Source organism: Pelobium manganitolerans (assembly GCF_003609575.1).
Taxonomy (GTDB): Bacteria; Bacteroidota; Bacteroidia; order Sphingobacteriales; family Sphingobacteriaceae; genus Pseudopedobacter; species Pseudopedobacter manganitolerans.
Window position 1 is genome coordinate 257,469 of sequence record NZ_MBTA01000023.1, and the last position, 18,055, is coordinate 275,523.

23 protein-coding genes are annotated in these 18,055 nt (G+C 40.3%); 15 read left to right on the forward strand and 8 right to left on the reverse strand.

Annotation, left to right across the window (positions count from 1 at the left end; all coding sequences use genetic code 11):
- Nucleotides 1–82: 82 nt before the first annotated feature.
- The 3 genes from BCY91_RS09770 to hscA all read right to left on the reverse strand — a co-directional run bounded on the left by BCY91_RS09770 (nt 83) and on the right by hscA (nt 2,443).
- Entirely contained in the window at nt 83–304 is a 222-nt protein-coding gene (locus BCY91_RS09770) for a type II toxin-antitoxin system YoeB family toxin (RefSeq protein ID WP_220699465.1), read from the reverse strand.
- The gene (locus BCY91_RS09775; RefSeq protein WP_120181761.1) at nt 301–528 is read right to left on the reverse strand and encodes a DUF2683 family protein; all 228 of its coding nucleotides are present in this window, start codon (nt 526–528) and stop codon (nt 301–303) included. Before BCY91_RS09775 ends, BCY91_RS09770 begins: the two co-directional genes overlap by 4 nt.
- A gap of 79 nt (nt 529–607) precedes the next feature.
- Nucleotides 608–2,443: a Fe-S protein assembly chaperone HscA gene (hscA, locus tag BCY91_RS09780; protein WP_120181868.1), complete on the reverse strand. Its 1,836-nt coding sequence runs from the start codon at nt 2,441–2,443 to the stop codon at nt 608–610.
- Nucleotides 2,444–2,734: 291 nt separating this feature from the next.
- On the opposite strand from hscA, the gene mdh reads away from it, so the two are divergent.
- The 5 genes from mdh to BCY91_RS09805 all read left to right on the forward strand — a co-directional run bounded on the left by mdh (nt 2,735) and on the right by BCY91_RS09805 (nt 5,240).
- Nucleotides 2,735–3,673 (forward strand): malate dehydrogenase, encoded by a 939-nt coding sequence (gene mdh, locus BCY91_RS09785; protein WP_120181762.1) that lies wholly within the window; start codon nt 2,735–2,737, stop codon nt 3,671–3,673.
- 115 nt (nt 3,674–3,788) lie between these two features.
- Nucleotides 3,789–4,253, forward strand: coding sequence for an aspartyl protease family protein (locus tag BCY91_RS09790; RefSeq protein WP_120181763.1), 465 nt, complete (start codon nt 3,789–3,791; stop codon nt 4,251–4,253).
- A complete protein-coding gene (locus BCY91_RS09795; protein WP_120181764.1) occupies nt 4,243–4,614 on the forward strand; it encodes a group III truncated hemoglobin in 372 nt (123 codons plus the stop codon). Before BCY91_RS09790 ends, BCY91_RS09795 begins: the two co-directional genes overlap by 11 nt.
- Before the next feature lie 67 nt (nt 4,615–4,681).
- On the forward strand, nt 4,682–4,912 hold the full coding sequence (locus tag BCY91_RS09800; RefSeq protein ID WP_120181765.1) for a hypothetical protein: 231 nt from the start codon (nt 4,682–4,684) through the stop codon (nt 4,910–4,912).
- Nucleotides 4,902–5,240: a type II toxin-antitoxin system PemK/MazF family toxin gene (locus tag BCY91_RS09805; RefSeq protein ID WP_120181766.1), complete on the forward strand. Its 339-nt coding sequence runs from the start codon at nt 4,902–4,904 to the stop codon at nt 5,238–5,240. Before BCY91_RS09800 ends, BCY91_RS09805 begins: the two co-directional genes overlap by 11 nt.
- Nucleotides 5,241–5,291: 51 nt before the next feature.
- Here BCY91_RS09805 and BCY91_RS09810 read toward each other — a convergent pair whose 3' ends face one another.
- Together BCY91_RS09810 and BCY91_RS09815 are read right to left on the reverse strand one after the other, a co-directional pair.
- Nucleotides 5,292–5,999, reverse strand: a complete 708-nt coding sequence (locus BCY91_RS09810) for an LOG family protein (protein WP_120181767.1) — start codon at nt 5,997–5,999, stop codon at nt 5,292–5,294.
- Nucleotides 5,986–7,494: a sodium:solute symporter gene (locus BCY91_RS09815; RefSeq protein WP_120181768.1), complete on the reverse strand. Its 1,509-nt coding sequence runs from the start codon at nt 7,492–7,494 to the stop codon at nt 5,986–5,988. The genes BCY91_RS09810 and BCY91_RS09815 overlap by 14 nt, the downstream gene beginning before the upstream one ends.
- Before the next feature lie 52 nt (nt 7,495–7,546).
- On the opposite strand from BCY91_RS09815, the gene recR reads away from it, so the two are divergent.
- The 8 genes from recR to trpA all read left to right on the forward strand — a co-directional run bounded on the left by recR (nt 7,547) and on the right by trpA (nt 14,483).
- The gene (gene recR / locus BCY91_RS09820; RefSeq protein WP_120181769.1) at nt 7,547–8,164 is read left to right on the forward strand and encodes a recombination mediator RecR; all 618 of its coding nucleotides are present in this window, start codon (nt 7,547–7,549) and stop codon (nt 8,162–8,164) included.
- Nucleotides 8,165–8,166: 2 nt separating this feature from the next.
- Nucleotides 8,167–8,943 carry a glycosyltransferase family 2 protein gene (locus BCY91_RS09825; RefSeq protein WP_182995350.1) on the forward strand — a complete coding sequence of 259 codons (777 nt, stop codon included), beginning with the start codon at nt 8,167–8,169 and terminating at the stop codon, nt 8,941–8,943.
- A gap of 1 nt (nt 8,944) precedes the next feature.
- A complete protein-coding gene (locus tag BCY91_RS09830; RefSeq protein WP_120181771.1) occupies nt 8,945–9,760 on the forward strand; it encodes an SDR family oxidoreductase in 816 nt (271 codons plus the stop codon).
- Between the two features lie 89 nt (nt 9,761–9,849).
- Nucleotides 9,850–10,512 (forward strand): MCP four helix bundle domain-containing protein, encoded by a 663-nt coding sequence (locus BCY91_RS09835; protein WP_120181772.1) that lies wholly within the window; start codon nt 9,850–9,852, stop codon nt 10,510–10,512.
- Nucleotides 10,513–10,758: 246 nt separating this feature from the next.
- Nucleotides 10,759–11,757 (forward strand): anthranilate phosphoribosyltransferase, encoded by a 999-nt coding sequence (gene trpD, locus BCY91_RS09840; RefSeq protein WP_120181773.1) that lies wholly within the window; start codon nt 10,759–10,761, stop codon nt 11,755–11,757.
- Nucleotides 11,754–12,386, forward strand: a complete 633-nt coding sequence (locus tag BCY91_RS09845; protein ID WP_120181774.1) for a phosphoribosylanthranilate isomerase — start codon at nt 11,754–11,756, stop codon at nt 12,384–12,386. Before trpD ends, BCY91_RS09845 begins: the two co-directional genes overlap by 4 nt.
- On the forward strand, nt 12,383–13,570 hold the full coding sequence (gene trpB, locus BCY91_RS09850) for a tryptophan synthase subunit beta (protein ID WP_120181775.1): 1,188 nt from the start codon (nt 12,383–12,385) through the stop codon (nt 13,568–13,570). The genes BCY91_RS09845 and trpB overlap by 4 nt, the downstream gene beginning before the upstream one ends.
- Before the next feature lie 133 nt (nt 13,571–13,703).
- Nucleotides 13,704–14,483, forward strand: coding sequence for a tryptophan synthase subunit alpha (gene trpA, locus BCY91_RS09855; RefSeq protein WP_120181776.1), 780 nt, complete (start codon nt 13,704–13,706; stop codon nt 14,481–14,483).
- Nucleotides 14,484–14,564: 81 nt separating this feature from the next.
- On the opposite strand, the gene nhaA is transcribed toward trpA, so the two are convergent.
- The gene (gene nhaA, locus BCY91_RS09860; RefSeq protein WP_120181777.1) at nt 14,565–15,749 is read right to left on the reverse strand and encodes a Na+/H+ antiporter NhaA; all 1,185 of its coding nucleotides are present in this window, start codon (nt 15,747–15,749) and stop codon (nt 14,565–14,567) included.
- A gap of 72 nt (nt 15,750–15,821) precedes the next feature.
- Nucleotides 15,822–16,442: an L-threonylcarbamoyladenylate synthase gene (locus BCY91_RS09865; RefSeq protein WP_120181778.1), complete on the reverse strand. Its 621-nt coding sequence runs from the start codon at nt 16,440–16,442 to the stop codon at nt 15,822–15,824.
- 238 nt (nt 16,443–16,680) lie between these two features.
- Between BCY91_RS09865 and BCY91_RS09870 the strand changes: the two genes are divergently transcribed.
- Entirely contained in the window at nt 16,681–16,911 is a 231-nt protein-coding gene (locus BCY91_RS09870) for a hypothetical protein (RefSeq protein ID WP_120181779.1), read from the forward strand.
- A gap of 67 nt (nt 16,912–16,978) precedes the next feature.
- Entirely contained in the window at nt 16,979–17,542 is a 564-nt protein-coding gene (locus BCY91_RS09875; protein ID WP_120181780.1) for a YqgE/AlgH family protein, read from the forward strand.
- Here the strand turns inward: BCY91_RS09875 and purE are convergent.
- A complete protein-coding gene (gene purE, locus BCY91_RS09880; protein ID WP_120181781.1) occupies nt 17,539–18,054 on the reverse strand; it encodes a 5-(carboxyamino)imidazole ribonucleotide mutase in 516 nt (171 codons plus the stop codon). The two genes, BCY91_RS09875 and purE, sit on opposite strands and share 4 nt — an antisense overlap.
- Between the last annotated feature and the right edge of the window lies 1 nt (nt 18,055).

Sequence of the window (18,055 nt, forward strand, 5' to 3'; positions counted from 1 at the left end):
GTCTGCCATTTTTTTTTGGATTAGCGCTTTTTATTTGTAATGCCCATAAGCCGAAAGAATCAATACGGTAACAATATCATTTTCAATGCTGTAAACTAACCTGTGCTCTTTGGAAATGCGTCTGGGGCCAAGTTGGCATACGGTAATGTTTTAACTGCTCGGGCTTTCCGGTGCCGGTTGTAGGATGTTCAGCTATCTCATTAAGTAAAGAAACAAGCTTTTTCATTAAAGCCTTGTCTCCGGAATTTTTAATACGTTTAATATCTCTGCTAGCTTGTGGCGAAAAGCTTAAGTTGAATCTCATAGAGACTTTAAAAAAGTGTTGAGCTCCTCTTTAGTATTAACCACTTTAACTTTACCCTCTTTTGCTTCTTTTATAGAGGCATCAATTTTATCGTAAAACTCTTCTTCCGTTAACAGCGTATCGTCTTTTTTTTCCGTTTTAAAACTTACCTTCATCTCCTTTAAAAAGTTTTTAATCGCCGAAAGTTGACTTTCATTTTTAGGCGTTACGATGATGTTTTCCATAATCAAGTGCTTAAACTTATTAAAGTTAGTAAAATATGCTGGTTTCAAAAAAATGAGTAAAAGCAAAGCTTTTATGCTCTTAAATGCTTTTTCCTTTCATGGCCTGCGAAACCGCTGTGTCCATCAAACGTTCGGCAAAAGGGCGTGTATATTCATTAAGCGCATCAACGGCAGCTAATATTTCATCTTTGCCTTCTTGGGCAATTACTTTTTTTAATTGGCTTACTAATTCTTTAGTGTGCGCTGTTTCTTCTTCGCTCAAGAAACCTGCATTTTTTTGCATAAAGCGCTCTACCGTGTAAACCATTTGTTCGCCTTCGGTTTTTGCTTCAACAATCATCCGTTGTGCAACATCGTCTTTGGCGTGCGTAACCGCATCTAAAAGCATTTGCTCTACCTCCTCGTCTTTTAAGCCGTAGGTAGGTTTAACATCCACCTCCTGTTTTACGCCAGAGCGCAACTCAACCGCTTGTATACGTAAAATACCATCGGCGTTAAGCAAAAAGTTAATATCTACTTTAGGTAAACCGGCGGGCATGGCAGGTATTCCGCGCAGCTCAAATTCAGCCAGTTTACGATTCTCTTTTACCAAATCGCGCTCACCTTGGTAAACCGCAATTTTCATATTGGTTTGTCCGTCAACAGAGGTGGTGTACTGCCGGCCCGCTTTGGTAGGCACTTTAGAGTTTCGCGGAATAATAGTATCCATTAAACCGCCCATGGTTTCGATGCCCAAAGAAAGTGGTGTAACATCCAGCAATAATATATCTTTTCGGTTTCCAGAAAGTACGTCCGCTTGTAAAGCCGCACCTAATGCAACCACTTCATCCGGGTTAATCTGGTCGTTTACTTCTTTGCCAAAAAATTCCGCCACGCGCCGTTTTACCAAAGCTGTACGGGTAGATCCGCCAACCATAATTACTTCATCAATAGCTGTAATTTCAAGTTTGGCATCGCTTAAAGCATTTTGGCACGCATTTATCGTTTCTTCAACTTTTGAAGTAATTAACTGCTCAAAAGTGTTGCGGTCTATTGTGCAAAAAATATCGCCAATTTTCTCGTTAAACAAGCTTTGGTGCGCCAAAGCTTTCTTAGCTTCTTCGGCTTTCAAACGCAGTTCTTGCATGGGTACATTGCCTTCCAGTTTATTTTGCTGCACCCAATAGTCAACAATAGCACGGTCAAAATCATCACCGCCTAAAAAAGTGTTGCCGTTTGTAGCTAAAACCTCAAAAATGCCGTTTTGTATTTTTAGGATAGATACGTCGAAAGTTCCGCCACCTAAATCGTATACTGCAACCGTTTTCTGTTCATCCGGCGAAAGCCCAATGCCATAAGCTAAAGATGCCGCAGTAGGCTCGTTTACAATCCTTAGAACATCTAAACCGGCCAGTTTGCCCGCATCACGTGTGGCTTGGCGCTGCGAATCGTTAAAATAAGCCGGAACAGTAATTACCGCCCGGTTTACATTTGTTTTTAAAGCGTGTTCTGCACGTGCTTTTAACTCTTTTAAAATTACGCTAGAAAGTTCAATGGGCGAGTAAAAGCTATCGTCCACTTTAATTTTTACCAAACTTTCGTCGTTAGCATCGTCGATGATTTTGTAAGAAAAATAATTTTTATGGCTTTCTAAATCGTTGTATGAGCGCCCCAGCAAACGTTTGACCGAAAAAATGGTGTGTTGAGGATCGTTGATCAAGAAAGATTTGGCTTCATCACCAACTACCGCTTCGCCGTCTTTAAAGTGGATAACAGATGGCACTAAAACGCCTTTTCCGGTATCGTTAATCACTTTTGGATTTCCGTCTGGAGCAATAAAAGCGACCAAAGAATTGGTGGTACCCAAATCAATCCCTACAATAATATCTTCTTTTTGTATCGAGCCTGTTGCCAGGTTTATTGAAACTTTTGCCATAATATTTGCGTGTGCCTGCAAAGTTAAGATGTTTTGCGGCACGGCGTGTTAAAAAAGTGTCATGTAGGAGTGGGGTGGCAAGTAGGAAGTATCAAGTAGGAAGTATCGAGTAGAAAGTAGCAAGTATTAGGTAGCATGATGGCGCGGCTAGCTGAGCCGGTGCTTCTACTTTTGAATTTGCGCCAGATCCCATCTCAAATCTGGAAATCTCCATTTGCCTCCTTTAATTTTACCGCCTAATTCCTTAACTTGTGCGCTTTATTAATCAACAACATAAAATCATAATAAATCATGAAAATTACCGTAGTTGGAGCAGGAGCAGTAGGTGCAGCCTGTGCTGATAACATTGCGAGAAGAGAGTTGGCTGAAGAGCTGATTTTGTTAGACATTAAAGAGGGTTTTGCCGAAGGTAAAGCCATTGATATGATGCAAACCGCCGCGTACATCGGTTTTGATACCAAAATTAAAGGCGTTACCAATGATTATGCAGCTACAGCTGATTCTGAAGTGGTGGTTATCACCTCTGGCTTGCCACGTAAACCGGGAATGACCCGCGAAGAGCTGATTGGTACCAACGCCGGCATCGTAAAGTCGGTAACAGAAAATATTTTAAAACACTCGCCAAACACCATTATCATCGTGGTTTCTAACCCAATGGACACCATGAACTACCTTACTTTGAAAACTTCTGGCCTGCCAAAAGAAAGGATTATTGGTATGGGCGGCGCCTTAGATTCGGCCCGTTTTAAATACTACCTGAGCCAAGAACTAAACTGCTCTCCGTCTGATTTAAATGCGGTTGTTATCGGCGGCCATGGCGATACCACCATGATTCCTTTGATTAACCACGCTACCTGGAACAGCATTCCGGTTACGCAATTGTTGAGCAAAGAACAGCAGGATCGTGTAGTTTCTTCAACAATGGTTGGTGGCGCTACTTTAACCAAATTAATTGGTACTTCTGCTTGGTTTGCACCGGGAGCCGGAACTACCGCAATGGTAGAGGCTATCGTGCGCGACGAGAAAAAACTGATTTCTTGTGGTGTTGCTTTGGATGGCGAGTATCAGCAAAGCGATATTTCTTTAGTTGTACCTGTAATTTTAGGCAAAAACGGATGGGAAAAAATTATGGACTTCAAACTTTCTGACGAAGAACAGGCGCAATTTAACAAGAGCGCTGATGCCGTGAGAGCCATGAATAAGGTTTTATCCGATTCTAATTTGATTTAAGGAAAGGGTTTCAGCAAGTTACGATTGACTTTACTGAACACATAACGAGCAAAACTCCCGCTTTTGGGAGTTTTGTTGTTTTTAGACCTTCAGCTTTTAAAATTTAGCAAATCTGATGACAGATATACAAACCAACAGCGCTTTACCTTTACAATTAATTGATTTGCAAGGTGATGGTTTCCACCTATTAGTAGATATTGAGGTGTTTGGTGTACAATTTAAGGCCGTGCTGGATACCGGTGCATCTAAAACAGCTTTTGATATGGAAATTATCTCGGGTTTGGCACCTGCAGACCAGATTGTGCATATGCCCGATCATCACGCCATAGGTTTGGGCACTACAACCATGGAACGATATTTTGTGATTTGCCCCGAGCTGAAACTGGGAGATCTTATTATCCACGATTACGAGGCGCCAGTTTTTGATTTATCCGCGATAAAATATGCCTACAGCCAATTAGATTTGCCGCCCGTAATTGGCGTTTTAGGTGGCGATATCTTACAAGAATATAACGCTGTTATAGATTACGGAAGCTTAACTTTGCATTTGACGCAGAAACTAAACGCTGATGAAAGTTGATATTACAAATACGGACGACGTTAAGCGATTGGTAAACCAATTTTATGATAAAGTGAATGCCGACAAGGATTTATCTTTTGTTTTTAACGATGTAGCTAAAGTAAATTGGGAAGCGCACTTACCAATTATGTACCGCTTTTGGAATGCCAATCTTTTAGGTATTCCCGAGTATAAAGGTTACGTAATTGATGCGCACTTTAGCTTAAACGAGAAAGTGAAGTTAACCCAAGCACTATTTGACCGGTGGCTAACGCTTTTTGAAGAAACAGTTGATTTTTATTTTGACGGACCAACCGCTCAACTAGCGAAACAACGTGCACAAACTATTGCGCAGTTGATGTTTTATAAATTGAGACAATAGTGTTTCAATGAGATTAGATTAAAAATTATATTTTGTAGTATATACTAATAATGTATACTTTTGCAGTATGAAAACATTATCATTGAAGCTAGAAGAAGAGATTTTTAATGAAGCCGAAGAGATAACCGGAAAACTCAAGTTGGCAAGAAATCGTTACATTAATGAAGCGGTCAATATTTATAATAGAGTGAATAAAAGACGTTTGTTAAAAAAGCAACTGTCCAAAGAAGCAAAGTTGACTGCTAAAGACTCTATGGAAGTACTTCATGAATTTGAGCAATTAATGGATGAAAATTGAACAGTACGATATTTGGCTTGCAAATCTTAATCCACAACGTGGTACAGAACCGGGCAAAACTCGTCCTGTAGTTGTGATACAAACTAATTTATTGAACGGAGAACTTCCATCAACTATAATTTGCCCTATTACAACAAACGTTCAAAAAAATATGGATGTTTTGAGGATTCATTTGAATAAGAAACAGCTGAATGATCTTAGTGATGTCTTAGTTGATCAAATTCGCGCGGTTGATAATAAGCGTTTAATTAGCCGGCTTGGAGAGCTTTCTAAAGAACAGCAGAAAAAGCTGAAAGAAAACATCAAAATTGTGTTAGATCTTGAGTGATGTTACTAATAACTTTAAAGCACAAAACCGGAGCTTGTCCGGTTTTGTGCTTTAAAAATTAGGTTTAAGTACGTATTTCTCGTAAAACCTAAAAATATGTTCGGCCGCTTCTTCGGCGGTATCCACCACACGGTATAAATTCAAATCTTCCGGATTGATGTTTTGCGCTTCCAACATCGTATTTTTAACCCAATCCAATAAGCCGCTCCAATAAGATTTTCCAACCAAAATAATAGGGAAGCGTGCCACCTTACCGGTTTGTATTAAAGTCATTGCTTCAAAAAGCTCATCCATGGTGCCAAAGCCGCCGGGCAATACAATATAACCTTGCGAGTACTTCATAAACATCATTTTACGGATGAAAAAATAGTCAAACTCCAGTAATTTGTCGCGGTCTATATAACGGTTATGGAACTGCTCAAAAGGTAAATCAATGTTTAAGCCAACAGATTTGCCCCCGTTTTCATAAGCGCCTTTGTTACCTGCTTCCATAATTCCAGGGCCGCCTCCGGTAATTACACCGTAACCCCGCTCGGTAAGTAAGCGTCCAATTTCTACCGCTACCCCGTAATATTTATGGTCGTTTTTGGTACGTGCCGAACCGAAGATGGAAACGCAGGGGCCTATTTTTGCCAGCTTTTCAAATCCTTCAACAAACTCGGCCATAATTTTAAACACCTGCCAAGAGTCGGTTACTTTAATCTCTTGCCAAGTTTTGTTTTCAAATGCACTTCTAATTTTATCGTCACTTGCCGTCATATACTGTATTTATTTTTTTGGATATACATAACAAACCTAAGAAGGTGATTATGCCGTTAACTAATATCAATTCGTTATCAAAAACATAGCCTGCCAGCAGGCTTGGCGAATATAAATTTAAAAGGTAACATATTGCCGGCGATAGCAAACAAATTACGGGCACCAAGTTCTCGTGCAGTTTACGGCTTTTAACCAACAACCCAAACGCATAGAGGCCCAAAAGCGGGCCGTAGGTATAAGATGCCACCGTAAAAATTGCGCCTACAACGGCTTTGTTGTTCACCTCGTTAAATAAGATTACCGTCAAAAACATCAGTACAGAAAAAGCTATATGCACGTAATGGCGTGTTCTGATGCTTTTAGCCGAGTTGACATCTTCCTTTTTATCGAAACCTAAAAAATCGACACAAAAAGAAGTGGTTAAGGCCGTTAAAGCCGAGTCTGTGGTGGCAAAAGTTGCTGCGGTTAAACCTAACATAAAAACCACCGCGGGTATCAGCGAAAGATGGTTTAAAGCAATTTCTGGAAATAAAAAATCAGTACGTACGGCGCCATGTGCATCTGTAGGAATGGCAATGCCGTTTTTTTGCGCATAAACGTACAATAAAGCGCCTACACTCAAAAAAAACAGGTTTATCAGCACAAAAATGCCGGTAAAGGTGAACATGTTTTTTTGTGCCTCTCCAATGTTTTTGCAACTCAGGTTTTTCTGCATTAAATCTTGGTCCAGCCCAATCATCGCTATGGTCACAAACATACCTCCAATTAATTGTTTGCTTACGTGGAAGCGGTTGTGGGCAAAATCATCCAAAAAGAAAATTTTAGAGTAGCCACTGTTTTTAATGGTTTCAAAAGCGTCAACTACGCCCAAATCCAAGCTGTCGCAGATAAAATAAATGGTGAGCAATACCGACAGGACCAAAAAAGAAGTTTGCAAAGTGTCTGTAATGATGATGGTTTTTAAACCGCCACGGTAAGTGTAAAGCCAAATCAGCGTAAGCGAAATTAAAACGGTGGCAAAAAAGGGCACGCCGTAGCTGTCAAAAATAAATTTCTGCAAAACAATAACCACCAAGTACAACCTGAATGCAGAGCCAATGGTGCGGCTCATTAAAAAAATACCTGCTGCGGTTTTATAGCTCACTTTCCCTAAACGCTGCTCTATATAACCATAAATGGAGGTGAGGTTTAGACGGTAATACAACGGTAAAAGCACCAAAGCCACCACAATAAAGCCCAAGGCATTGCCCAACACAAACTGAAAATACTCGAATTGGTGCCCCGCTAAAGAACCTACTTGCCCCGGTACAGAAATAAAAGTGACACCACTTAAAGCGGTGCCAATCATCCCAAAAGCCACCAAATACCATTTAGAATTCCTGTTGGCGATAAAAAACGCGGAGTTGTCCGACGATTTTTTGGAAGTGAGGAATGCTACGAATATCAACAGCGTAAAATAGCCGACAATGAAGGCTAAAAGGATGCTTGGAGCCATATATTATAAGGTGCTAAAGCGCTAATTAGCATTTAATTTTTAATTTAGCAAAATGAATTTTTCCTCTAAGCTATTAGAGAATGCGGTTTCAGAATTTGGCAAATTGCCCGGTATTGGGCAAAAAACAGCGCTACGATTGGTGTTGCATTTGTTAAATCAGGATGACAAGGACGTAGAGCGTTTTACCGAAAGTTTGACGCTTTTGAAAAACAACATCAAGTTTTGCCGTAAATGCCATCACTTATCTGACGCCGATTATTGCGAAATATGTTCGTCCACAAAGAGAAACCAAAAACTGATTTGCGTGGTAGAAGATAGCCGGGATGTGATGGCAATTGAAAACACCCAGCAGTACAACGGCCTGTATCATGTGTTAAACGGCTTAATTTCGCCAATGGACGGTGTTGGTCCTGCAGATTTAACCATTAACCATCTGGTGCAAAGGGTTAACGAGGAAGAGGTTGACGAAGTGATTTTTGCTTTAAGCGCCACTATGGAGGGCGATACCACTCTATTTTATCTACACAAAAAATTGCAGAACCCGGGCGTTAAAATTAGCACCTTGGCTAGGGGGATTGCTTTTGGCGGTGAAATTGAATATGCCGACGAGCTGACTTTGGGTAGGTCTATCACTACGCGCGTTCCTTACGAAAACACACTTAATAGATAGTTGTGGAACTTTCGGTTGTGATAGTGAGCTATAACGTAAAGCATCTGTTGAAAAACGCGCTCGACTCGCTTTTACTTGCCACCGAAGGGTTAGCCACCGAAATTTTTGTAGTAGATAACGCTTCTAAAGACGGCTCAGCCAGTTGGTTAAAAACACATTATCCGCAAGTGAACTTGATTGCCAATACAAGCAACGTCGGTTTTTCTGTAGCAAATAACCAAGCACTGCGGAGTGCAAAAGGCAAATACATACTGATTTTGAATCCGGATACCATTACGCCTAAAAACACCATTAAAGAAGCTGTGGCTTTTATGGAGCAAAATCAAGATGCCGGTAGTTTAGGCGTAAGAATGCTGGACGGCAACGGGAAGTTTTTGCGCGAATCTAAACGCGGTTTACCTACGCCTTGGGTTTCTTTTTGCAAGCTATCGGGTTTGTACAGACTTTTTCCGCAATCTAAAGTGTTTAACCGTTACTATTTGGGGTGGCAAAGCGAATTTGAAACTACGCCCGTAGATGTGCTTACCGGCGCATTTTTGTTGTTGCGGAAAAAAGCTTTAGACCAAATTGGTTTGTTTGATGAAGCTTTTTTTATGTATGGCGAAGACGTGGATTTATCGTACCGATTAACCTTAGCGGGATACAAAAATTATTATTTCCCTAAAGTCAGCATTACGCATTTTAAAGGACAAAGCACTAAAAAATTAAGTTATAGGTACATTCGTAGCTTTTATGGCTCGATGTTCATTTTTGCACGAAAGTATTTTTTAAAATTTTGATATGGATTTAAAAGGTAAAGTAGTCATCATTACCGGCGCATCAAGCGGAATTGGAGAGGCTTGCGCTTATGAATTTGCTAAACGGGGCGCAACTGTGGTTTTGGCGGCGCGTGCCTATGTGAAATTGTGCGAAATCGCTCAAAAAATACACGATGATTATCAGGTGCGGGCTTTAGCCATCCAAACAGACGTTAGTATAGAAGAAGATTGCCGCCAATTGATTTTACAAACCATAGGCACTTTTGGACAGATAGATGTGCTGGTAAATAATGCCGGTATTTCTATGCGCGCCTTGTTTAAAGATTTGGATTTGGAAGTGTTAAAGAAAGTGATGGATATTAATTTTTGGGGCACGGTTTATTGCACCAAATACGCGATAAACGAGTTAATTAATAGGGGAGGCGCTGTGGTTGGCGTATCGTCTATTGCCGGTTTTAAAGGTTTGCCGGGCCGTACGGGTTACTCTGCTTCCAAATTTGCAATGACCGGTTTTTTAGAATCTTTACGGATAGAAAATTTAAAAAACAACTTACATGTGATGCTGGCCTGCCCGGGATTTACAGCCTCTAACATCCGCAACGTGGCTTTAAATAACGATGCAAAGCCCCAAGGCGAATCTTCTATGGAAGAAGATAAAATGATGAGCAGCGCCGAGGTGGCTAAGCGCATTGTAGACGGTGTGGTAGCCCGCAAACGTACTTTGGTGATGACTGGGCAAGGAAAGCTGACCGTAACTTTGCAAAAGTTTATTCCTGCTGTTTTGGATAAATTGGTTTTCAATCATTTTAAGAAAGAAAAAGATCCATTGATTAACTAGGTTTTTCCATAAAATTGTTGCAATAAATTCCACCCGTTAAATATCGGCGAAAGCATAAAATCCTTATTTTCAGCTTTAAAACTTTGCCGATGAAATGGTCGTTATTATTTAAAGAAAAAATGAAAGCCGCTATCATCTTAGTGGCTTTGATGTTGGCAATCATCATCAGTAATTTTTTTGAAAAACGTTTGGCCAGCCGTAATGATTTTACGGTATCGTCCATTTTTGAGGACCGCCTGCAACCTTCCACAGATTTGTACGAGATGCGCACTTTAAATGATCAGCGATTGTTTATTCTCGAAGAGTTTTTGCATGCCAATTCTGCCACAGACCGTAACCGTTTAAATGAAAAAATGGAGCTTAACCACAGCCAGTTTGATCAGTTGTTGGCGCGCTACCAAACCACTTTTTTAGTTGCACAAGAACGCGAGCTACTGCAGCAGCTACAAAAAAATCTTCGGCAGTTTGATAACGCTTTTGCCCAATTGAGCAAAGCGCAATCCGGTACATTGGCCTTGCAAAATGCCAAAAACAACATCTACCAAACCAATACACACCTAGGTAAACTCAATAAATTGCAAAGCCAAATTGGCAAACAGCTTTTGGCGCAGTATAAAAAAGATACTTATTACAGCAGTTTTCTAAACACTTTCCAAATTTTGCTGTCGGTATGCATTGGCTTCATCATCCTAAAAATGGTGTCCAACTCCAGCTTGCTTAATAAGTTTGATAAAAAAATCAATCTCAACTGAGCTTTTTGTTGAATGCTGTTTGCAGAATTTTAATTTTTAAAAATAATTCCCATATTTGTTGCGGAACATGAGAATTCAGAACGTAAATAAAATTTGGTGGTGGCATTACGAAAACTCGTAAGGCAAACCATTTTTTAATTATTATAAATATTGTAAAGGGTTGCCAGTGGTAGCCCTTTTTTTATGATGTTTTTTAGGATATTGAAGCATCATAAATATCCCAGATAAAACCCATAAACAACAAAAATGAAAGCGATTTTAAATCACTTGTTTGAACATAAAACTTTTAGCCGAGCCCAGTCTAAAGAAATTTTAACCCATATTTCTTCCGGCAAGTACAACGCCTCGCAAATGGCTGCTTTTATGACGGCTTATTGTATGCGCAACATCACCGTAGAGGAGCTCCAGGGTTTTCGCGAGGCGATGTTAGAGCTTTGTTTGCCCGTAAATTTAAACGAAGAGTTTAACCTGATTGATTTATGTGGAACCGGAGGGGATGGCAAAGACACTTTTAACATTTCTACCTTAGCTTCATTTGTGGTGGCGGGCGCAGGTTATCATGTTGCCAAGCATGGCAATTACGGCGTTTCATCTGGTTGCGGCTCTTCCAACGTCATGGAGTTTTTGGGCTACCGTTTCACTAACGATCTTGATTTGCTCAAAAAATCTTTAGATGCTGCCGGAATTTGTTTTTTGCACGCGCCGCTGTTTCACCCGGCAATGAAAAACGTGGCGCCGATCCGCAAAGAGCTGGGCGTAAAAACATTTTTTAATATGTTGGGGCCAATGTCTAACCCGGCTAAACCACAAAACCAGTTGGTTGGCGTTTTTAGTTTGGAGCTGGCGCGTTTATACGCTTATTTGTATCAAAACTCTGATTGTAACTATACTATTTTGCATGCGTTGGAAGGCTATGATGAGGTTTCTTTAACCTGCAACTTCAAAACCTTTAGCAACAAAGGCGAAAAAATGAATGTTTTGGCCGATTTAGGTTTTGAAAAAATAGATGCCAATACCATAAAAGGCGGCCACAATGTGGAAGCTTCGGCTAAAATTTTTACGGATGTGCTGGCTAACAAAGCCACTACCAACCAAAACAACGTGGTGCTTTGCAATGCTGCCTTAGCCATACAAACCATCAATCCCGATAAATCTTTTGCCGATTGTTTTTATGAAGCTGAAAATTCGCTGTTAAGCGGCAAAGCCCTAAAATCGTTCGAAGCCTTAATCAACATCAATAAATGAGAGATTTAAAAATTAAGGTCTGCGGAATGCGGGATCCGGAAAATATTGAGGCTTTGTCTGTTTTGATGCCAGATTTTATGGGCTTCATTTTTTATCCGCCATCAAAGCGTTTCATAGGTTTAGATTTTGAAAAAGCTCACCTAAAATCTATCGATAAAACAATCATCAAAACTGCTGTTTTTGTAAACGCTACCTTAGCAGAAGTTTTAGAGTTTAGCAAGGCTTATGATATGCAGGCGGTGCAATTGCACGGTAGCGAAAGCCCGGAATTTTGTGAGGCAGTTAAAGAGGCCGGTTTTTTTACCATCAAAGCATTTGGTGTGGATGGAAATTTCGATTTCGGAAGGTTAAATGCATATGAAAGTGCGGTAGATGCTTTTTTGTTTGATACAAAAACCGAGTTGCACGGTGGCAGCGGAAAAACTTTTGATTGGCGAATTTTGGAAAAATACCAGCTTAACAAGCCGTTTTTTTTAAGCGGGGGGATAGATTTGCCACATTTGGAACAAATTTTAACGCTCAATTTCCCACAGCTTTGCGCGCTCGATTTAAACTCTAAATTTGAAACCGAGCCGGGCTCGAAAAACATCAACAAACTAAAAACTGCTTTTGAAACATTAAGAAGATGAAAACGAACTATAGAATAAATGAAAAAGGGTATTACGGCGATTTTGGTGGCGCATACATTCCCGAAATGCTTTATCCAAACGTGGAGGAACTGCGCAGTAAATATTTGGAAATTATTAATCAGCCAGATTTTAAGGCAGAATTCGAGTCGCTTTTGAAAGACTACGTTGGGCGTCCTTCGCCTTTGTTTTTAGCGCAAAGATTGTCCGATAAATATGGCGCGAAGATTTATCTAAAACGTGAAGATTTAAACCACACCGGCGCGCATAAAATCAACAACACCATCGGGCAAATTTTGCTTGCTGAAAAATTAGGGAAAAAGCGGATTATTGCCGAGACCGGTGCCGGACAACACGGCGTAGCAACTGCCACTGTTTGCGCCTTAAAAGGTTTGGAATGTGTGGTTTATATGGGCGAAGTTGATATTGAGCGTCAGGCACCAAACGTTGCCCGCATGAAAATGATGGGCGCTAAGGTGGTTCCGGCAACATCGGGCAGCAAAACTTTAAAAGATGCCACCAACGAAGCCCTGCGCGATTGGATTAACAATCCGGTTGATACGCATTACATCATCGGTTCTGTGGTGGGGCCACACCCGTATCCAGAGATGGTTTCTTTGTTCCAGTCGGTTATTTCCGAGGAAACCAAAAAACAACTGGTAGAACATACCGGTAAAGATCAGCCTAATTATGTTTTGGCTTGCGTTGGCGGCGGCAGTAATGCAATGGGTATGTTTTATCATTTTTTAGATGATGAAAATGTGAAATTAATTGCAGCAGAAGCAGCAGGCTTAGGTGTAAATTCTGGCCATTCTGCCGCAACATCTGTCTTGGGTAAAGAAGGGGTTTTGCACGGCTCGCGCACTATTTTGATGCAAACAGACGATGGGCAGGTGGTAGAGCCTTATTCTATTTCGGCAGGTTTGGATTATCCCGGCATTGGTCCTCAGCACGCGCACTTAAACAAGGTTAAACGAGTTGAATATGTGAGCATTACGGATGATGAAGCGATGCAGGCGAGTTTGCTTTTAGCCAAAATGGAAGGAATTATCCCCGCAATAGAATCAGCACATGCTTTGGCCCAACTAGAGAAAATGACCTTCCAAAAAGACGATGTGGTGGTGGTTTGCCTTTCTGGCCGTGGAGATAAAGACTTAGCCACCTTTATGAAATATTTTAATTTGTAAAAAAGGTAAAAGGCGGAAGGTTTGAGGTATAAGGCTTAAAACCTCCCGTCTTAACCTTAAATCTTACACCTCAGACCTTATACTTTACACCTTATACCTTAAACCTTATATTTTACACATTACACCTTAAGTTATGAACAGACTTACCAAACTCTTTTCAGAGAAAAAAGAAAATATACTTTCTATATACTATACAGCCGGCTATCCAGAAATTGGAGCTACCTTAAAAATAGCACAAGCTTTGGAAAAGGCCGGTGCCGATTTTTTGGAAATCGGTTTTCCCTATTCAGATCCGGTGGCCGACGGTCCGGTGATTCAGCACAGCTCACAAGTGGCCATAGATAATGGGATGACGCTTAAAATGCTTTTTAACCAACTTAAAGATTTGCGTCAGCAAGTAAGTATCCCGGTTTTATTAATGGGCTACGTTAACCCGATGTTGCAATATGGGGTCCAGAATTTTTGTCGGGATGCGGCTGAAGCTGGCGTAGATGGCATTATCGTACCAGATATGCCTTTGTATGAATGCGAAGAGCTTTACAAAGATGAATTTATAAAACATGGCCTTAGCAACATATTTTTGGTAACACCACAAACTTCCGAAGAGCGTATCCGCAAAATAGACAGCCTTTCTAACGGATTTATATATCTTTTGTCATCATCTGCCACCACCGGAAAAGGCTTAAACCAATCGGAAGAGATTAGCAAGTATTACGAGCGCGTACGTGCGATGGACTTAAACAACCCTTTGATTATCGGTTTTGGAATTTCCGATAAAGTGAGTTTTGAAAGAGCCAATAAGTTTGCGAACGGCGCCATTGTAGGGACTGCTTTTGTGAAAACCATCGGCAATAAGGAAGATTATCTGTCGCACATCCCAGAGTTTATCTCGAAAATAAAAGGCTCAAATTAATAGCACTACAGAAATGTACAAGCATTAAAAAAGCCGTCTGAGAGTTTGCAGACGGCTTTTTTGTTGGTGAGCTTTGGTTTATTACACCAGCACACGCTTTCTATTTTTTCCTAAAAATTTAAGAATCATAAATCCGAGGACGCCGGCGGTTACTGATGCCAATAAAATTGAGAATTTGGCCTGCGTTTGATGCTCTACATCTGTAAAAGAAAGTAAGGCGATAAATATCGACATGGTAAAACCTATACCACCCAACAAGCCCAAGCCCGCCACCTGAGACCATTTTGTTTGGCTAGGAAGTTTGCTCAACTTTAATTTAACAGAAAGCCAAGAAAAACTAAGTATCCCTAAAGGTTTACCTATTACTAACCCGCATATAATAGCAATACTTAAACCCGAAGCTACGTTTTCGAACATCTCAGATTCAAAACGGATATTGGTATTTGCAATGGCAAAAATGGGCATAATTAAATAATTCACCGGTTTTACTAGTAGGTGCTCTAAGCGCTCCAGGGGTGATTCCTTAGCCGTATCATTTGTCGGGATAGTGAAAGCAGTAAGTACACCGGCAATGGTAGCATGTATGCCAGAGTGGTGGATAAGGTACCACATCACAATGCCCGGGATAATATAAAAGTATATTTTTTTGACTCCGAAATAGTTAAATGCCAACATTAAAACTAGCAATACGGCCGAGTAGCCTAAGTATTGTAAATGAATTTCATTAGAGTAAAAAATCGCGATTACCAGAATGGCACCCAAATCATCAACAATTGCTAATGCTGTTAAAAAAACTTTTAAGGCATTGGGTACACGGTTGCCCAGCAAAGACAAAATAGCGATGGCAAAAGCAATGTCTGTAGCCATTGGAATACCCCATCCGTGGCCGGTTTCTGCACTGTGATCAATTGCAAAATAAATTAAGGCCGGCATCAACATCCCGCCCAAAGCGGCAATAATGGGTAAGCTAGCTTGCTTTATGCTGGATAATTCACCTTCAACCAGCTCTCGCTTAATCTCTAAACCCACCATCAAAAAGAAGATGGCCATCAAGCCGTCGTTAATCCACAACAGTACGCTATAATTTAAGTTTAGGCTATCGGTTTCGAAGCCTATTTTAGTGGCTAATAAATCGGCGAAAGCCGGGCCTAATGATGAGTTTGCGATAATTAAACTGAGGACTACGCAGAGCATCAGCAATATGCCGCCGGTAGATTCGGACTGAAAAAAGTTTTTGAAAGGTTTAAGGTTGATAATGTGTGCCATATCTGCTAAAATAGCAAAAGCGCTTAAAAAACTGTTTTAGGGCATAAAAAAAATTAAAAGCCTTTAGGATTGTTACAGATAATCTTCCAGATTCCCTTTGCCTTCCCTTACAATTTCGAACTCGCCAGAGGTACAATCAATAACCGTAGACGCCAAGTTACCGCCATAACCGCCATCAATTACCATGTCCACCTTATCTTCGTATTTCTCATGGATCAATTCGGGGTCTGTAGTGTATTCAATAATTTCATCATCATCGCGGATAGAGGTGGATAGGATCGGGTTGCCCAGCATTTTTACCAACTGGCGTGCAATATTGTTGTTAGGCACACGGATACCTACTGTTTTTTTCTTACTCGATAAAAGCTTTGGTACCTGATGGCTAGCATTAAAAATAAACGTGAAGGGACCCGGCAGCGCTTTTTTCAAAATCCTAAAGGTGCTGTTATCTATCGGTTTAATATAGTCTGAAATATGGCTTAAATCATAACAAATAAATGAAAAGTTAGCTTTTTCGGGCTTTAAGCCTCTAATCTTGGCAATACGCTCAATAGCCTTTTGATTGGTAATATCGCACCCAAGCCCATAAACCGTATCGGTAGGATAGATGATGATGCCGCCACGTTTAAGCACGTCAACAATTTGTTCTAAAACCCGCTCATTGGGGTTTTCTTCATAAAGTCGTATTAACATATCCTTTTAGATTCAAAAAGCATACAAAGATAAATTTTTATTATCCATGGGCTATTGTGCGTTGCTGAAAGCTTTTTGGATCTTAAGTTAGCTAGCTATTTGCCAATAATTGTATATTTTTTTGTACAGTCAAAACCCTTTCTAGGGGCTTTAAAGCCGGTTTTTGACTATTTTATGATGATAATAGAGATTTTGGCATCTGTTTAGTAATAGGAAAAGAAAGTTAAACGATATTATTATGAAAGCTACAAACACCAACATTAAAAATTTACTATCAGGTTTTGACATGCAACTTTTAGCGATTTTGAAAGACGATTTACGTCAGCAAAACCAAAAAATGAAAACAAAGTTGATTAACATGGCTACCCGAAGCTACGATAAAGAATTGTTGGCGATTATAAAAGCTGATATTAACAAAATGAAAAAAGCGATGGGCGCTAACGAAGGTAATTTAGCACAGGCGGTTTAATACAAAGCCCAAATGTAAAATTCCCGAGAGTTCCACGAGCTTTAAAAATAATTTATTTTATTTGAATATGCTCAGTACTGTACTACCACAAAAAGGAAAACTATTAATCTCGGAACCATTTATGGCCGACCCTAACTTTCAGCGTACGGTGGTTTTAATTACCGAAAATACAGAAGAAGGTACAGTGGGTTATGTGCTAAACCAAAAAAGCAACTATTTATTAAAAGATTTAATTGCCGACTGTTGGGACGCTGATTTTGAGGTTTTTATTGGCGGTCCAGTTGCTCCAGATACCTTGCATTTTGTGCATAAAAGACCCGATTTAATTTCGGGCGGGGCAGATTTAGGAAATGGCCTTTACTGGGGAGGCGATTTTGAAATCTTAAAAAGCGAAATCAATAATTATCGCATAAAAGCAGATGAAATTAAATTTTTCATCGGCTACTCTGGCTGGTCCAAAAACCAATTAGAAGATGAGTTAGAAATGAACGCGTGGATTGTTTCAGATAAATTTAACCCCGATATGCTTCTAGAAAATGGAGAAGTAAACATCTGGAAAGAGGCGGTGTTGAATATGGGCGTTAAATATGCCCACATTACAAACTTTCCGCAAGACCCAAGTTTAAATTAAAAAGAGCAAGCATAGCCTTCTGATTTTAAACCTTCGGCAGATTCCTCTACTTTACTTTTTAAATCATTTTTAAACGCTATTAAACGCTGTGCCAAGGCATCATCAGCCACGCTTAATATTTGCGCCGCCAAAATACCAGCATTTTTTGCCGCATTTAACGCTACGGTTGCCACAGGAATGCCGTTGGGCATTTGTAAAATAGATAAAACCGAATCCCAGCCATCAATAGAATTGCTTGATTTTACCGGCACGCCAACAACCGGCACAGAGGTAATAGAAGCCACCATTCCGGGCAAATGCGCAGCACCGCCGGCACCCGCAATAATCACTTTTAAACCACGGTCTGCTGCTTGTTTGGCATAATCAAACATCCGCTCTGGCGTGCGGTGCGCCGATACTACCGTGAGTTCGTATTGTACTCCAAGCTCTTGTAAAACCTTCGCCGCATCGTCCATAATATTTAAGTCGGACTTGCTGCCCATGATTATGCCTACTTTAACGTTATTGCTCATT

What these genes read in the sequence shown, in the direction of transcription:
- BCY91_RS09835 (WP_120181772.1), top strand. Translation starts at nt 9,850, where the DNA reads ATGAAATGGTCGTTATTATTTAAAGAAAAAATGAAAGCCGCTATCATC.
- BCY91_RS09845 (WP_120181774.1), top strand. Translation starts at nt 11,754, where the DNA reads ATGAGAGATTTAAAAATTAAGGTCTGCGGAATGCGGGATCCGGAAAAT.
- BCY91_RS09775 (WP_120181761.1), bottom strand. Translation starts at nt 528, where the DNA reads ATGGAAAACATCATCGTAACGCCTAAAAATGAAAGTCAACTTTCGGCG.
- purE (WP_120181781.1), bottom strand. Translation starts at nt 18,054, where the DNA reads ATGAGCAATAACGTTAAAGTAGGCATAATCATGGGCAGCAAGTCCGAC.
- trpA (WP_120181776.1), top strand. Translation starts at nt 13,704, where the DNA reads ATGAACAGACTTACCAAACTCTTTTCAGAGAAAAAAGAAAATATACTT.
- mdh (WP_120181762.1), top strand. Translation starts at nt 2,735, where the DNA reads ATGAAAATTACCGTAGTTGGAGCAGGAGCAGTAGGTGCAGCCTGTGCT.
- BCY91_RS09810 (WP_120181767.1), bottom strand. Translation starts at nt 5,999, where the DNA reads ATGACGGCAAGTGACGATAAAATTAGAAGTGCATTTGAAAACAAAACT.
- BCY91_RS09800 (WP_120181765.1), top strand. Translation starts at nt 4,682, where the DNA reads ATGAAAACATTATCATTGAAGCTAGAAGAAGAGATTTTTAATGAAGCC.
- trpD (WP_120181773.1), top strand. Translation starts at nt 10,759, where the DNA reads ATGAAAGCGATTTTAAATCACTTGTTTGAACATAAAACTTTTAGCCGA.
- BCY91_RS09865 (WP_120181778.1), bottom strand. Translation starts at nt 16,442, where the DNA reads ATGTTAATACGACTTTATGAAGAAAACCCCAATGAGCGGGTTTTAGAA.
- BCY91_RS09790 (WP_120181763.1), top strand. Translation starts at nt 3,789, where the DNA reads ATGACAGATATACAAACCAACAGCGCTTTACCTTTACAATTAATTGAT.
- BCY91_RS09870 (WP_120181779.1), top strand. Translation starts at nt 16,681, where the DNA reads ATGAAAGCTACAAACACCAACATTAAAAATTTACTATCAGGTTTTGAC.
- BCY91_RS09815 (WP_120181768.1), bottom strand. Translation starts at nt 7,494, where the DNA reads ATGGCTCCAAGCATCCTTTTAGCCTTCATTGTCGGCTATTTTACGCTG.
- trpB (WP_120181775.1), top strand. Translation starts at nt 12,383, where the DNA reads ATGAAAACGAACTATAGAATAAATGAAAAAGGGTATTACGGCGATTTT.
- recR (WP_120181769.1), top strand. Translation starts at nt 7,547, where the DNA reads ATGAATTTTTCCTCTAAGCTATTAGAGAATGCGGTTTCAGAATTTGGC.
- nhaA (WP_120181777.1), bottom strand. Translation starts at nt 15,749, where the DNA reads ATGGCACACATTATCAACCTTAAACCTTTCAAAAACTTTTTTCAGTCC.
- BCY91_RS09770 (WP_220699465.1), bottom strand. Translation starts at nt 304, where the DNA reads ATGAGATTCAACTTAAGCTTTTCGCCACAAGCTAGCAGAGATATTAAA.
- hscA (WP_120181868.1), bottom strand. Translation starts at nt 2,443, where the DNA reads ATGGCAAAAGTTTCAATAAACCTGGCAACAGGCTCGATACAAAAAGAA.
- BCY91_RS09795 (WP_120181764.1), top strand. Translation starts at nt 4,243, where the DNA reads ATGAAAGTTGATATTACAAATACGGACGACGTTAAGCGATTGGTAAAC.
- BCY91_RS09875 (WP_120181780.1), top strand. Translation starts at nt 16,979, where the DNA reads ATGCTCAGTACTGTACTACCACAAAAAGGAAAACTATTAATCTCGGAA.
- BCY91_RS09830 (WP_120181771.1), top strand. Translation starts at nt 8,945, where the DNA reads ATGGATTTAAAAGGTAAAGTAGTCATCATTACCGGCGCATCAAGCGGA.
- BCY91_RS09805 (WP_120181766.1), top strand. Translation starts at nt 4,902, where the DNA reads ATGAAAATTGAACAGTACGATATTTGGCTTGCAAATCTTAATCCACAA.